The following is a 15449-nucleotide window of genomic DNA, read 5'->3' on the forward strand; positions in this document are numbered from 1 at the left end:
CTGGCCCCGGGCCGGGTGCCAACCATCAAAATAAAAAGAAGCCTCCACTTGATCACTATCAATAGTTTGCCCTCCTCGTTGTAGTACGAGAAAAACTATGAAAAACATGCTTCGCACACTCCTGTCGCTTCTGATTGTCCTGTCCGTGATCGGCACCGGGACAAATCAGGCCTTTGCGCAAACGGCGAAGCATTCTTCTCGTGCAGATCTTGTTGAAATCACGATCTGTTCCGCGGAACAAACTCCTAAAACGATACTGATTGATCAGAACGGAAACAAGGTTCCCGAACCTGCCCAATGCGACTGCCCAACATGCCCGAACTGTCTGATCGGATCTGCATTCAAACTTCCGCTTCCAATCGGTGAAATCGGGCATGACCGCAAAGTCATTCTGACCGTCATCCCGCAGTCATTTGACATCACAGGCGCAGCTTCGACTGCGCCTGCGACAGCACGCGCGCCCCCCGCACAAGGTTTGAATTCATGAAAACGCCATCTTACCAATGCTGTCCTCAAACAATCACTTGTTCGCGTCGCCCGCGTGCCCGTCTGACAAGACTACTGATTCTGGCAATTGTCTGTCTTCTGCCAGTTCTTCTGTCGGCATCTCCGGCATGGGCACAAAACAAACCCGTCCTTGCCCAATTCATCGACAAAATTCCTGCCGCATCGCTTGTAAATGGCGCCGAGGCCTATGGCCCTGTTCGCGATGATCTTCCCGTTGCACCGATTCTCAAACAGGGCAATCAGATCGGTTGGGCATTCATCACATCGGATTTCGTCGGCACAACCGGTTATTCCGGAAAACCCATTCATGTCATGGTTGCTGTTGGTCAGGATGCCAAAATCATTGGTGTCAAACTGGTCAAGCATTCTGAACCGATTGTTCTGATCGGTATCCCCGAAGCGCGCATCGCTGCCCTGACCGAGGGATATGTCGGATTTGACCTTGTTGCGGCGACCCAAAATGCCGACCATGACCTGAACATTATTTCCGGTGCGACTGTCACCATCATGGTGATTGATGACTCGATCCTTCGTTCCGGGATCAAGGTTGCGCGCGCGCTTGGACTGGGGGGACTTACTGCCCCTAAGGCCTCGACAGCCCAACAATTCAAAATCAATCCTGACGCCACCGCACCGGCCGACTGGCTAACACTGGTCGGGGACGGCACCATTCGCCGGATGTCTCTGGATGTCGGGCAAATCAATGATGCCTTTGCCGCGATGGATGATCCACGCGCAACCGAACGTCCGATCACCGCTCTGGCCGAAGACACCTTTATCGATATGTATGCAACCCTTGTCAGCATCCCCGCAATTGGCAAGGCAACGCTGGGCGAGCGCGGTTACAATAACTTGCGCAACTGGCTCAAGGAAGGCGAGCAGGCCATTCTTGTGACTGCACGCGGACAATATTCCTTCAAGGGATCCGGTTATGTCCGTGGCGGCCTGTTTGATCGTATCCAGCTGATCCAGGGCGACATGTCGGTACGTTTCCGTGATCGTAACCATCGGCGTGTCGGTGACATCATGGCCGATGGTGCACCGGAACTGACCGAGATGGATCTGTTCAAGATTCCGGCTTCGAACAATTTTGACCCGACACAACCATGGCGGCTGGAGCTTCTTGTCCATCGTGATATCGGGGCTATCGAGCGTCTTTATACGACCTTTGACATGGGCTGGCAGCCGCCAGAAAACTATCTTGAAAAAGTAGCCCCCCCGGCACAGGTCGCAGCACCAACAGAAGAACCTGCGCTTGAAAGCGACGAACAGGCTGCCAAAACAGCGCTGTGGCAGCGGATCTGGCGCGACAAGTCGCTCGAAATCATCGTTCTCAGCATCATGCTGCTGACCTTGACGACGGCCTTCTTCTTCCAGGGGATTCTGACGCGCTCTGCGAAATTTACCTTCTGGTTCCGCATTTCGTTCCTGACAGTCACCCTTGTTTTCCTCGGCTGGTATGCAAACGCCCAACTTTCCGTCGTCAACCTGATGGCGCTGACAAGTTCACTGGTGACCGGGTTCACCTGGGAAGCCTTCCTGCTTGATCCGCTGACCTTCATTCTGTGGTTCTCGGTTGCGGCTGCACTTATTTTCTGGGGACGCGGGGCTTATTGCGGATGGCTTTGCCCGTTTGGTGCCCTGCAGGAACTGACCAACCGGATTGCCAAGTTCTTCCATGTGCCGCAATGGACCCTTCCATGGGGCCTGCATGAACGTCTTTGGGCGGTCAAATACATCATTTTCCTCGGCCTTTTCGGCACCATGCTGGCTTCGATTGACCAGGCCGAAAAACTTGCCGAAGTCGAACCCTTCAAAACCGCCATCATTCTTAAATTCGACCGGGCTTGGCCATTTGTTCTTTATGCCCTTGTCCTTCTTGGTGCCGGACTTTTCGTCGAGCGTTTCTATTGCCGCTATCTGTGCCCACTGGGTGCAGCGCTGGCAATTCCGGCACGCATCCGGATGTTTGACTGGCTCAAACGCTACAAGGAATGCGGCAGCCCCTGCCAGAGTTGCGCGCATGAATGCATGGTCCAGGCCATCCACCCAACAGGAGAAATCAACCCGAACGAGTGTCACAACTGTCTTCACTGCCAGGTGCTGTATCAAAGCAAAACAATTTGTCCGGTCGTGATCAAGAAACTCAAGCGGCAAGAAAGCCTCTTGGCGAGCATGGAAGGTGCGAAAAAAGCACTGAACCGGACCCAGACGACAAAGCAAAATCCCAAGGAGAATTCGTGATGTCTGACAATACAGAAAAAACCGGCGTAACCCGCCGTGGCCTTTTGACTGCCGCCGCAGGTGGTGCTGCCTTTGCCGGCGCTGCTGGTGCAGCACGTCTGGCCATGGTTGGTGGGGCAACAGGTGCTGCAACCGCGCTTTCTGTTGGAAGTGCACAGGCTGCAGCCGGCTCGGAAGTGAACCTTGCCCCTGGGCAGCTTGATGAATATTACGGTTTCTGGTCATCGGGCCAGACCGGCGAAATGCGTATTCTGGGCATTCCGTCGATGCGCGAACTGATGCGCGTCCCGGTTTTCAACCGCTGTTCAGCAACCGGTTGGGGTCAAACCAACGAAAGTCTGGAAGTTCTGACCGAGAACATGCTGCCGAAAACCAAGGATTTTCTCGCTGCAAACGGGAAGAAAGTCCACGACAATGGCGACCTGCACCACGTTCATATGTCCTTTACCGAGGGCAAGTATGACGGGCGCTATCTGTTCATGAATGACAAGGCAAACACCCGTGTTGCGCGTGTTCGCTGCGACGTCATGAAAACAGATAAAATCCTTGAAATTCCGAATGCCAAGGCCATCCACGGTCTGCGTCCGCAAAAATGGCCGCGCACCAACTATGTCTTTGCCAATGGCGAAGACGAGACCCCGATGGTCAATGATGGTTCGGTGCTCGATGATCCGTCAAAATACGTCAACTTCTATACCGCTATTGACGCGGACAAGATGCAGGTTGCCTGGCAGGTTATGGTTTCGGGTAACCTTGACAATACCGATGCCGACTATGAAGGCAAATATGCCTTCTCGACCAGCTACAACTCGGAAATGGGTATGAACCTTGCGGAAATGACCGCATCCGAGCTCGACCATGTTGTTGTTTTCAACATCAAGGAAATCGAAAAAGGCATTGCTGCGGGCGATTTTATTGAACTGAACGGCGTCAAGGTCATTGACGGCCGCAAAGGTCAGAACAAGAACTACACCCGCTATATTCCGATCCCCAACAGCCCGCATGGCTGCAACATGGCACCGGACAAAAAACACCTTTGCATCGCGGGCAAACTGTCCCCGACCGTTTCGGTGATTGATGTCACCAAACTTGATGCCGTGTTCTATGACGGTGCTGAACCGCGTTCAGCCGTTGTTGCCGAACCGGAACTGGGTCTTGGTCCGCTACATACTGCCTTTGACGGCAAGGGTAACGCTCTGACCACCCTGTTCCTCGACAGCCAGGTCGTAAAGTGGAATATCGAAAAAGCCGTTCGGGCCTATGCCGGTGAAAACGTTGATCCGATCATCAAGAAGGTCGACGTCCATTACCAGCCGGGTCACAACTCGACCTCGATGGGTGAAACACTGGAAGCCGACGGAAAATGGTTCATTTCGATGAACAAATTCTCCAAGGACCGCTTCCTCAATGTCGGCCCGCTCAAGCCGGAAAACGAACAGCTCTTCTCGATGGAAGGCGATGATCTTGTTCTGGTCCATGATGGCCCGACATTTGCCGAACCTCATGACTCGATCATTGTTCATCGTTCTGTGGTCAACCCGCTAAGCGTCTGGAACCGTCAGGACCCGATGTGGGCAAAAACCCGTGCACAAGCCGAAGCTGATGGCGTCAATATTGACGACTGGGCCGATACCATTGTTCGCGACGGCAACAAGGTCCGCGTCTATATGAGTTCGTCGGCACCGACTTTCAGCCTTGAATCCTTTACTGTGAAACAAGGTGACGAGGTCACGGTCATTATCACCAACATGGATGATATCGACGACCTTACCCACGGCTTTACCATGGGCGATCACGGGGTTGCCTTTGAAATTGCCCCGCAGGCAACGGCATCAGCAACCTTCGTTGCGTCGAAAGCCGGTGTCTACTGGTACTATTGCCAGTGGTTCTGCCATGCCCTGCACATGGAAATGCGCGGTCGCATGATTGTTGAACCGCGGAGTTAACCATCATGTTGCGTCCCGTTCTGATAGTACTGGCCCTGATTTTCTTGCCGTTGAATGTTTTTGCGGCAACCCGATCCGTGCCCGCAACGAACGGGGCGCTTGCCTCAGCCATCGCCGGGGCAGCCCCCGGCGATGTGCTTGTCCTTGAACCCGGACAACATCAGGGTCCGGTATTACTCGACAAACCGATCACACTTGACGGTCAGAACAAGGCGACACTGAACGGCAATGAAACCGGTAGCGTCATTACGATCACCGGACAGGATATTACCGTTCGTGGCCTTGAAGTTATCGGCTCCGGATCGTCACATGAAACCATTGATTCAGGCATTCAGCTTGAACGCACTGCTGCCCGTATCCTGATCGAGGAAAACCGGCTTCTGGGCAACTTGTATGGTGTCGACGTTCATGGTGCCCGCAACGCAACCGTTCGTGCCAATATCATTGTCGGGCGTCGTGATCACCGAATGAATTCGCGCGGCAATGGTATCTATATCTGGAATTCGCCCGGGACATTGATCGAAGAAAACGACATTCAATATGGTCGTGACGGCATTTTCGTAAACACATCCAATCGCGGAACATTCCGCAACAACCTGATGCGCGATCTGCGTTTTGCCGTGCATTACATGTATGCCCACGATTCAGAAGTGTCGGGAAACATATCGGTTGGCAATCATCTTGGCTTTGCGCTGATGTATTCAAAGCGGATCACAGTGCGCGACAATATGTCGCTTGCCGACCGTGATCAGGGGCTGATGCTGAATTACACCAACAATGCCGATCTGGTCGGAAATCTCGTCCGCGGCACCGGGGAAAAATGCCTGTTCCTTTATAATGCCCATCGCAATCTGGTCAGCGACAACCGATTTGAAGGATGCGGCATCGGCATTCACTTTACAGCCGGTTCTGAAAGCAATGCCATTACCGGTAATGCCTTTGTCGCCAATCAGACCCAGGTCAAATATGTCGGCACGCGCGACGTGGAATGGAGTTTCGATGGGCAGGGAAACTTCTGGTCGGATCATCCGGCATTTGATCTTGATGGCAACGGGATTGCCGATAGCCGGTTCCGTCCCAACGATCTGATGGACCATATTTTATGGTCACAACCAGCAGCGGGAATGTTGCTGGGGTCACCCGCCGTGCAATTGATCCGGTGGAGCCAGGCACATTTTCCCGCAACCCTGCCCGGTGGCGTCATCGACAGTTATCCGTTGATGGAACCATTAGACATTCCCGTTTCCGATAAGATCGCAACACTTGAAATGGCTGCTCGCACCAACCCTGTTTGGCTGCGTGAAAGGACTGAAGATGTGTCTGACCCTCTCGCAAGTCACTAAGTGCTACGATGATCATACCGTTCTGAACGCGGTCGGATTTGACGTCGCGGCCGGTGAACGTGTCGCTCTGCTTGGCCATAACGGCGCAGGAAAATCGACTTTAATGAAGATTATCCTGGGCCTTATTCCGGCCGACAAGGGGACGATAAAGGTGCTTGGCACCGAACCCGGCAGCAATATCGCCAAAACAGGCACGGCATATCTTCCGGAAAATGCCGCCTTTCACCCGGCGCTAAGCGGTTATGAACAGCTTTGTTACTATCTTCGTCTGCGTGGCGAAAACACCAATCAGGCCATGCCGCTGCTTGAGCGCGTCGGGCTGGCACAGGCCGCAAAACGACGGATCGGCACATATTCCAAAGGTATGCGGCAACGTGTCGGACTGGCACAGGCTTTGATTGGCAAACCCAGACTTCTCATCCTTGATGAACCGACCAGCGGGCTGGATCCTGTTTCGCGGCGGGAATTCTATGTCATCCTTGATGAACTTGCGGCTCAGGGAACTGCCATTTTGCTGTCTTCCCATGCCCTTACCGAAGTTGAAGCCAGAACCGACCGTATCGTTATACTTTCATCCGGGGTCATGGTGGCAAACGACACGCTGGCCAGTTTGCGACGGCAGGCATCCCTGCCGATCCGCTTGCAGGTTTCTGCGTCTGTCGGCAAGGCCGATGAAGTCGCCAGCAAGCTTTCGGGGGATCGCCGTAACGGGGTGATGGTCGATCTGGTTTGCAGATCCGATGAAAAACTCGCACGTCTTGGCGATATTTCCGCACTTGGCTCCCTGATCGAGGATGTCGACGTCATTCAGCCCAGTCTGGAAGATATTTACAGCCATTTCAGCAAGGGAGGTGACGCATGAACCGCATTCTGGCATCGGCCCGTACCGAATTTATCATTGCCTTGCGCAATCGCTGGATCACCATTTCCGTCGCGATGATGGTGCTGTTTTCACTTGTTCTTTCTGCGGCCGGAAGTGCCCCGACCGGCGCACTTGGCGCAGACAAGCTTTCCGTCACAGTCGCAAGCCTGACATCGCTTGCCGTATATCTGGTGCCACTGGTTGCGCTTTTGATGTCCTTTGACGCCATTGCCGGTGAGATTGAACGTGGCACCCTGCCCCTTGTTCTGACCTATCCCGTCAAACGCGGCGAGCTAGTTCTGGGCAAATTCACCGCACATCTTGCCATCCTTGCCATTGCGATTGCGGCTGGTTACGGCATCGCAGCCATTGCGGCTGTTGCAACCGATCAGAATGCGGTTCTGGGTTTGCCGGCATTGCTGCGGCTGTTCTGGTCGTCACTTCTGCTTGGGGCGACCTTTATCGGTATCGGGTACGGGATTTCGGCCTTTGCACGACGGCCCGGTGCCGCAGCCGGACTGGTCATTGGATTGTGGCTTGTTCTGATCGTGCTTTACGATCTTGGGCTTCTTGCTGCCATTGTTGCAGATGATGGCGGCACCTTTACCAATGACTATTTCCAGTGGTTGCTGCTTGGCAATCCCGCCGATGCCTTTCGTTTATATAACCTTGCCGCATCTGATGCGACCGCGGCTGCCGCCGGACTGGCAGGGGCCGCCAACAGCATCCCGCCTGTCCATGCCCTGATATCCATTCTGGCATGGCCGGTTGCTGCCATCGGTATCGCGCTCTTGGCGTTTCGGAGGGTTACACCATGAAACCCCGTAAATTTAACCTGTCTGTACTTGTGGTCGCTGGTGGTCTTTTGGGACTGGCTGCCTGTCAGGAACAGGTTGCAGAAACCCTGCCACCCCCGCTCGCAATGACCGAGGAATCAGTTGGGCATTTTTGCCAGATGAATATTCTCGAACATCCCGGCCCCAAGGCACAAATTCATCTTGAAGGCCTGCCTTATCCCCTGTTTTTCAGTCAGGTTCGCGACGGCATTGCCTATGAACGCATGCCCGAACAGAATTATAAAATCCGCGTCATATATGTCACGGACATGTCAAAGACCACCGACTGGGACAATGTCGGGGAGCAGAACTGGATACCGGCGGTGTCGGCACATTATGTCGTTGGATCGCGCATGGCCGGGGGGATGGGATCACCGGAACTTGTTCCCTTTTCGAGCCCGGATGATGCCCGGGCCTTTGCCGATCAGTATGGGGGTCAGGTCATGACGCTTGGTGATGTTGATGATGCGCTGGTCTTTAGCAACACCACCCCTGATGCACCAGTAAACGTCCCTGAAACTGCAAACCTGCCCGAAGACACCGACTATCGCAGCCGTCTTGAAAGTCTTCGCAAAAAATGAGGTCCGCCATGCCCGCTATTTCACGACGCCGGTTTCTGACCATTTCTGCTGCGGCTGGCGCAATCAGCAGTATGCCTTTTGCCATATCCCATGCGCAAACTCCGGTCCAAAGCTGGAAAGGGATCGCAATGGGTGCTGCTGCATCGATCACATTGTCCCATCCTGATGCCGACAAGATCCTTGCAAGTGCGACCCGGGAGCTCGACAGACTGGAAAATATTTTCAGCCTCTATCGCGAAAACTCGACACTTTCCCGGTTAAACAGTGCAGGAAGCCTTGACACCCCACCATTCGAACTTCTGGAATGCCTCGGGATTTGCGGCACCATCAACCGTGCAAGCAACGGGCTTTTCGATCCGACGATACAGCCGTTGTGGCAGCTCTATGCGACAAGCTATGCGCAAGGTCACGGGCCTGAAACTTCTGCGATCAAAGACACACTTACCCTGACCGGCTGGGAAAAACTGTCGATCTCCCAAAACCGGATTGCATTTGATCGTCCTGGCATGGCCCTGACCCTGAACGGCATTGCCCAAGGATATGTTGCCGACCGGATTGCATCACTGCTTCGCAGCAACGGACTGACCAACGTGCTCGTCAATACCGGAGAATTTTACGCAATTGGCGGCCATCCTGACGGCAATCCCTGGCCGATTTCCATTGATACCGGTTCGGGTATCAGAAAAGATCGGGAAATGTTGCGTGATAATGCTCTGGCCACTTCGTTGCCAACCGGAACGTTTTTTGATCAGGCAGGCCTGATCGGTCACATTCTTGATCCCCGCTCCGGCCTGCCCGCACAGGCACGTCGCCAAAGCATCACGGTCACCGCACCAAAGGCCGCCCTCGCAGATGGATTAAGCACGGCCATGTGCCTGATGAATGATGAAGAATGCGCACAACTTCTTGGGCAGTTTCCGGCTGCAAAACTGGTCTAGGCGGGGCATTTCCCCTTGCCTGGAGATACCTCAGCCTGTTGAAGCCCAGCATAGCAACAAAGGAACCTGCCTCTCGCCGGGTTGGTAAGGCATGATATGCGCACAATCCGCTCAGACTTTGTCACATTATTCATACTGGCCGGGTTGCTTGCCCTTGTTGCTGTTCCGCTAAAATTATTGTTCTGGGTTCCTGGCAGCGATGAAATCCTGACCCTTTTGCCCGTTCCGCAACGGGATTTCTGGCATGGTCATGAATTGCTGGCAGGTTACGGACAACTTGTTCTGGGCGGCTATTTGCTAACGCGTCCGGGAAAGCGAACCATCCGCTTTCTGATCATGCTCTGGCTTGTCGCCCGTATTTCGATCTTTGTCCCGGGTCTGGCCGGTCTTTATCTTGGTGCCTTTGGAAACCTTGCGACCTTCGGCTTGTTGTTCTTTTACGCCGGGCTTGCATTTTTCCGTGCCGCCAAGCGTCTGAAATCTGCCCTGCCAGGATTGATCATATTTCTACTTCTTTCTTCCGAAGCCGTTTTTCAGGCGGGCGGGATTCTTGCGAACCGGGCCCTTTCAGAAACAGCCTTGCTTGCAATGATATGGTTGCTGATTGTGTTGCTGTTCCTGATGGGGGGACGCATAATTGCCGCCGCCACATCAGGGGCGCTGCAAAAACGCGATATGTACCGCCCCTATATGGCGCAAGGCCGACTGGAAAATTATGGTCTCTCAGCTCTGATTCTTGCAGCCGTCAGTGACCTTGCCGGATTGCCTCCCCCCCTCAGCGCGCTGCTCGGGCTGCTGGCGGCGATGGTCATCATGCGTCGTCTCTGGAACTGGCGCGTCTGGCTGGTCGCAGATGGCTTTGACCTGACATCCTTGCATTTGGGATATGCGATGCTGGCGGTCGGACTGTGCTTTAACTCTGTCCTGACGCTTATCCTTGGCCGACAGGGGCTGATTGGATTTCATGGCGCAATGATCGGCGGTTTTGCGCTACTTTCCATCACCGTCATGTGCCGCACCGTTTTACAACGGTTTCGCTTTTCTCTTAGCTTGCCGGTCTCGATGCGTATTTCCTGCGCCTGTGTGGCGGTTGCTTCCCTTACCCGAATGGCGGCAATTCAGGATACAGGCACAACTGAGCTCCTGGTCATGTCAGCCTTACTTTGGGAACTCGCATTTGCCGGATTTGTCTTCACATTGATCGCCCTTATATGGCGGTTCAAAAAGACAAACTGATCCGGACGGATACGTATCGATCCGCTCCTGATGTCTCATCTCCATGCCGATCTTCTGACAACCTGTTAGCGCGACAGTTCGATCAACGCAGCACGATCAAGAATTTGAAGTTTAGGCCCAGCAGCAATTGCGCCAGATGCCTCCAACTTCCGTAAGGAACGCGAAAAGGTTTCGGGTGTGATGCCGATCCGGCTTGCGATCTGACGTTTTTCCGGGAAGCTCGTGCCTCCCTGATCATCAAGAGGTTCACCACTGCGTTCTTCGAAATCGATCAGGAAGGATGCGATTCTTTGTAATGGTCGTGTGTGGCGAATCTTGTAGATTTCCTCAAGGAAGAAACGTTCCCACCGCAGAAGACCGCTCAATACATCGCCCAGAACATCCGGGGCACTTCGCAATATGGACAGATAGGCTGCGCGCGGAATTTCAACAATCTCGCAATCTTCCATCACCTCGCAATCCACAGGATAGGGGCGACCGGCAAATGAAACCGCTTCGGCAAATGCGCCCGGCTGGGTCAGAAAATGCATGACGGTTTCTTCCCCGAGCGGCGACGTTTTCACAAGCCGCAAATGACCGGACAACAATATATAGAAATTCTCTGCGACATCACCGGCACGGAAAAGATGTTCGCCACGCGCATGACATGCAACCCTGCATCTCGCGATCAGACCTTCAATGCGGTCTTCACCAAGGGCAAAAAGCAACGGCACATTCATCATGATTTCGCGGTCGGAATCAGACAGCGGCTTTGAACGCATCTTCCTGCTCCTCTTTGCCCTGATTGCTCGAAAGACCGCACCATTCAGCAAGCATTTCAGCATCGGCAATCCGGATGATATGACCATTGGAATGCTGTGACACACCCATTTCGGAAAGCTTTTTCAGTGCCCGGGAAATGGTTTCACTCGTCATGCCAAGCTTGCGCGCAAGGGCCGATTTTTCGATGGTCAGCGGCGTTTCATGTACGCCATCAATCGGGACAGCATCCGCCAGAAGATAAATACCCAATCGCTGAGCCGCAGAACGACATTTGAGTTCTTCGGCCTGACGTAACATCTGACACAACCGCTCGGTCATGGCAGACATCATGGTCAGGGCTCTGTCGAAATGGGCCGAAAGGAATTCCGAAAATGCCAGGCCATCAATGCGAATCGCCGTTGTGGCCTCCAGCGTTCTGAGTGACACGGCATAATAACCGTCCGGGACAAGTGCGCATTCCCCGACCAGCTGTCCGTCGCCCATAAGATCAATGACGCCATCCTTGCCGTCCCCGTCCTTGTAAGACAGCTCGACATGACCATTGACGATCAGATAAAGCGCCGAGGCAGGTTCCCCTGCCGTAATCATCGCAGTGTCGGTATCGAGGCGAACCCATTGGCATAGACTTGCCAACTCAAGAATATCTTCCTGTGGCCAGGTTCTGAAATAACGCGCAAAGCGAAGGACGCCCGAAATGCGCTCAATATCGTTCGTCATGGCATTGTCCATGGTGATAACGGAGCAGTGAGTTACTTACTGGAACCAATCTAACATCTGATGGAGGGGTTAGATTTGCTCCAAGTCAATATGGCGACCGAAAATATCTACTGCCGGGTGAACTGTTGCAGTCGGTCGAGATCAAGAATGCTCATTTTGGGATCGCGCGCGATCAGCCCGTCTTCTTCAAGCTTCCGTAATGCCCGTGAGAAGGTCTCTGGCGTCACCCCGATCCGGTTGGCAATCACATGTTTTGGTACATGCTGTGGCTGATCATTCTGGGAAAGCAAAAATTCCGCCAGTCGCTGCGATGGATTGAGTTGCCGCAAACCGTTCAGTTCCTTGAAGAAGAATCGCTCACGCTCGATCAGGGACTGCATCATTCGACCAATCATGAAGCGATCATTCTTCAGACGGCTGATCAATTGCGAGCGACTGACAGCCGCAATCTCGCATCCTGCCTCGCATTCGGCCGAGACAGGATAACGCACACCTGCCAGTACCACCGCTTCGGCAAAGGATTCTCCTGGCCCGACCAGATGGAACAAGGGAACCCGACCATCATCAAGAACCCGGAACAGACGCACTTGCCCTTTTAACAGAATGAAAAACTGATCAGCGTCTTCTCCTTCGCTAAACAGCAGTTCCCGATGCGGATAAATAGTTACAAAGGAGCCGCGGACAATGGCCGGAATTTCGGTGCGCGCAAATGCGGACATCACCGGAATTTTTGAGATCAGATCAATATCCGCACTGGTTATTTTTCGACAAGACATCTGCACGTCCTCGTCAGTTTGCGGGATATCGGCCCAGAATATTCAGAGCCACCATCGAGCCAGCGAAGATTGACATATTCGGCCAGCAATACCGACAGTTCCCACCAGGTTCCAACAGGAGAAAGTATCCGGAGATTTTCGTCTGGACGCATATCAACAGCAGCCGGAATATCGACCCTGCAATGGAAGCCATCCCCCGCCATCAATGGAATGAAAACAGCCTTGCGGTTTTGCGTCCTTTCCCGCCACTGATCGAGCGGGAAACAGCCTTCGAGCTGCACGTTATATACTTCATTATGCCCAAGAGATCGGGCAACTGCGTTTCTGATTTCAAGGAAGTTTCGCGCCGGTCGCCTATCGCTTTTGCGTCCGTGCGAGACCAAGAAAACCGCAGGGTTTCTGACTTTACCATTCAAGGGCAAGGTCGAGTCGACTGCTCGATGAGTCAGCATCCGGCCAAACCCCGGCAAACATCCGGCAGCGGGCAATATCTGAGCACGACTGCCTTCAATATTTTCTGTCGTCGGAGACAAGAGATTGACGGTGTCAATACTCTGAGAAAACAGAAGCGGGAACAGAAGAATATCTGCCGGCTGGTTCTTGAGAACATCTTCCAGAACAGCCTGAATATCCGGAGAGCTGTGCAAGAATGCCAGCCGAACCTCAAAATGCGGCAAGAGCTGTTGCAAACGTCCCTGAAAGACTTCTCCTGGCAATGCACCTGATCGCTGCGTTCCGTGAGCAACAATGATCAGAACCGGATCACGGATCAACATGCCGTCACCTCATTAATTGATCTCTCTTTTCCCGATTTTCTTTGATTTTGGTGGTCCCGTATTGATTCCGGTCAAGGATCGAACCACCGAAACCCATAATGTCCGTATGGTTATTTGATCATCGTCAAGGCTGACCATCCTCGAAAGGTAAACTCTCCGCAGCCGGGAGCGAGGGCTTTCATTTTCCTAAGGAGGGACGCATGACACTCACAACCCGACTAAGACGTACTGCAGCGCCGCTTGCATTTGGCTTTGGCCTTATTCTGACAACAGCGGCTTTTGCACAGGACAAACATCCGGAAGGCGAAAGTACTTATGAACCAAGCTTGGAATCCATTCCAAGCACGGGGGATCAACCCGGTGTTCATGAAGGCGTGCCGACCATGACATCTGATGAATTCGATCAGGGGCGCAAGATTTTCTTCGAGCGCTGTGCAGGGTGCCACGGTGTATTGCGCAATGGCGCAACCGGACCGGCACTGACAACCGATCGGACCCGTGATTTGGGGTACGATTATCTTCGTGATTTCATCACCTATGGATCACCAGCCGGGATGCCGAACTGGGGCACCTCGGGTGACCTGACCGAAGAACAGGTCGATATCATGGCACGCTATGTCATGCAGGACCCGCCGCAGCCCCCGGAATGGGGTATGGCCGCAATGAAGGAAAGCTGGAAAGTCGTCGTTCCGGTTGACCAGCGTCCGACCAAAAAGATGAATGATCTCGATATCGAGAACCTGTTCTCGGTAACATTGCGCGATGCCGGTCAGATCGCCCTGATTGATGGTAACGATTACAAAATCAAATATGTAATCGACACTGGCTACGCTGTTCACATTTCACGCGTATCAGCATCCGGACGTTATCTTTTCGTGATCGGCCGCGATGCCAAAATCGACATGATCGATTTGTGGATGAAAGACCCGATCGTGGTTGCCTCCATCAAGGTTGGCCTTGAAGCACGTTCTGTTGAAACATCCAAGATGAAAGGATGGGAAGACAAATACGCCATTGCGGGTTCCTACTGGCCACCGCAATTCACGATCATGGATGGCGAAACACTGGAACCGCTTGAAATCGTATCGACGCGTGGCATGACCACCGACGAGAAGGAATTCCATCCAGAACCACGTGTTGCAGCGATCGTTTCGTCGCACTACAACCCGGAATTCGTCGTTAACGTCAAGGAGACCGGTCAGGTTCTTCTGGTAAACTACGAAAATCTGGATGCCCTGCAGGTCACCGCAATTGATGCAGAACGTTTCCTGCATGACGGCGGATTCGATGCCAGTGGCCGCTATTTCCTTGTTGCAGCCAACGCCCGTAACACCGTCGCGGTGATCGACACCAAGGACCGCGTTCTGACCAAACTTGTTGAAGTCGGAACAACGCCGCATCCGGGGCGCGGGGCGAACTTTGTTCACCCTGAACTCGGACCGGTCTGGGCTACCAGCCATCTGGGCGACGAAACCATTGCCCTGATCGGAACGGACCCGGAAAAACACCCGGACAGTGCCTGGAAAATGGCAGCGTCTATTGATGGTCAAGGAGGTGGTTCCCTGTTCATCAAGACCCATCCGAATTCGACCAACCTTTGGGTGGATACGCCGCTGAACTCGGATGCTGAAATCTACCAGTCGGTTGCCGTGTTCAACATCAACGATCTTGAAGCCGGATATGACATTCTCCCGATCGCAGAGTGGGCCGATGTCGGTGAAGGCGCCAAACGTGTCGTTCAGGGTGAATACAACAAGCAGGGAACTGAAATCTGGTTCTCTGTCTGGAACGGCAAAGCCGAGAAATCAGCTATCGTTGTCGTTGACGACAAAACCCGCAAGCTCAAGAAGGTCATCAAGGATGATCGTCTTGTGACCCCGACCGGGAAATTCAACCTCTACAACACCCAGCACGACGTCTACTGA

14 protein-coding genes are annotated in these 15449 nt (G+C 53.4%); 10 read left to right on the forward strand and 4 right to left on the reverse strand.

Annotated features, from left to right (window positions below; all coding sequences use genetic code 11):
* Positions 1-97 precede the first annotated feature (97 nt).
* From ACTU44_RS20130 to ACTU44_RS20170, 9 genes are all read left to right on the forward strand, one after another.
* Positions 98-487, forward strand: coding sequence for a hypothetical protein (locus ACTU44_RS20130; RefSeq protein ID WP_462096218.1), 390 nt, complete (start codon positions 98-100; stop codon positions 485-487).
* Positions 484-2751 carry a 4Fe-4S binding protein gene (locus tag ACTU44_RS20135; protein ID WP_462096219.1) on the forward strand — a complete coding sequence of 756 codons (2268 nt, stop codon included), beginning with the start codon at positions 484-486 and terminating at the stop codon, positions 2749-2751. The genes ACTU44_RS20130 and ACTU44_RS20135 overlap by 4 nt, the downstream gene beginning before the upstream one ends.
* The gene (gene nosZ, locus ACTU44_RS20140) at positions 2751-4697 is read left to right on the forward strand and encodes a TAT-dependent nitrous-oxide reductase (RefSeq protein WP_114098090.1); all 1947 of its coding nucleotides are present in this window, start codon (positions 2751-2753) and stop codon (positions 4695-4697) included. Before ACTU44_RS20135 ends, nosZ begins: the two co-directional genes overlap by 1 nt.
* Before the next feature lie 5 nt (positions 4698-4702).
* A complete protein-coding gene (locus ACTU44_RS20145; RefSeq protein ID WP_114098089.1) occupies positions 4703-6040 on the forward strand; it encodes a nitrous oxide reductase family maturation protein NosD in 1338 nt (445 codons plus the stop codon).
* Positions 6012-6902 (forward strand): ABC transporter ATP-binding protein, encoded by an 891-nt coding sequence (locus tag ACTU44_RS20150; protein WP_114098088.1) that lies wholly within the window; start codon positions 6012-6014, stop codon positions 6900-6902. Before ACTU44_RS20145 ends, ACTU44_RS20150 begins: the two co-directional genes overlap by 29 nt.
* Positions 6899-7720, forward strand: coding sequence for an ABC transporter permease (locus ACTU44_RS20155; RefSeq protein WP_336084003.1), 822 nt, complete (start codon positions 6899-6901; stop codon positions 7718-7720). Before ACTU44_RS20150 ends, ACTU44_RS20155 begins: the two co-directional genes overlap by 4 nt.
* On the forward strand, positions 7717-8319 hold the full coding sequence (locus tag ACTU44_RS20160) for a nitrous oxide reductase accessory protein NosL (protein ID WP_462096220.1): 603 nt from the start codon (positions 7717-7719) through the stop codon (positions 8317-8319). Before ACTU44_RS20155 ends, ACTU44_RS20160 begins: the two co-directional genes overlap by 4 nt.
* 8 nt (positions 8320-8327) lie before the next feature.
* Complete coding sequence (locus ACTU44_RS20165; RefSeq protein ID WP_462096221.1) at positions 8328-9257, forward strand: FAD:protein FMN transferase; 930 nt, start codon at positions 8328-8330, stop codon at positions 9255-9257.
* A gap of 96 nt (positions 9258-9353) precedes the next feature.
* The gene (locus ACTU44_RS20170; protein WP_462096222.1) at positions 9354-10493 is read left to right on the forward strand and encodes an NnrS family protein; all 1140 of its coding nucleotides are present in this window, start codon (positions 9354-9356) and stop codon (positions 10491-10493) included.
* 65 nt (positions 10494-10558) lie between these two features.
* Here ACTU44_RS20170 and ACTU44_RS20175 read toward each other — a convergent pair whose 3' ends face one another.
* From ACTU44_RS20175 to ACTU44_RS20190, 4 genes are all read right to left on the reverse strand, one after another.
* Positions 10559-11254 (reverse strand): Crp/Fnr family transcriptional regulator, encoded by a 696-nt coding sequence (locus ACTU44_RS20175; RefSeq protein WP_181850238.1) that lies wholly within the window; start codon positions 11252-11254, stop codon positions 10559-10561.
* Positions 11232-11972 carry a Crp/Fnr family transcriptional regulator gene (locus ACTU44_RS20180; protein WP_181850236.1) on the reverse strand — a complete coding sequence of 247 codons (741 nt, stop codon included), beginning with the start codon at positions 11970-11972 and terminating at the stop codon, positions 11232-11234. Before ACTU44_RS20180 ends, ACTU44_RS20175 begins: the two co-directional genes overlap by 23 nt.
* Before the next feature lie 107 nt (positions 11973-12079).
* Positions 12080-12748, reverse strand: a complete 669-nt coding sequence (locus ACTU44_RS20185; RefSeq protein ID WP_114098082.1) for a Crp/Fnr family transcriptional regulator — start codon at positions 12746-12748, stop codon at positions 12080-12082.
* Entirely contained in the window at positions 12730-13524 is a 795-nt protein-coding gene (locus ACTU44_RS20190; RefSeq protein ID WP_462096223.1) for a sirohydrochlorin chelatase, read from the reverse strand. The genes ACTU44_RS20185 and ACTU44_RS20190 overlap by 19 nt, the downstream gene beginning before the upstream one ends.
* A 200-nt stretch (positions 13525-13724) precedes the next feature.
* Between ACTU44_RS20190 and ACTU44_RS20195 the strand changes: the two genes are divergently transcribed.
* Positions 13725-15449, forward strand: coding sequence for a nitrite reductase (locus tag ACTU44_RS20195; protein ID WP_114098080.1), 1725 nt, complete (start codon positions 13725-13727; stop codon positions 15447-15449).

This window comes from Thalassospira sp. SM2505 (assembly GCF_054901115.1).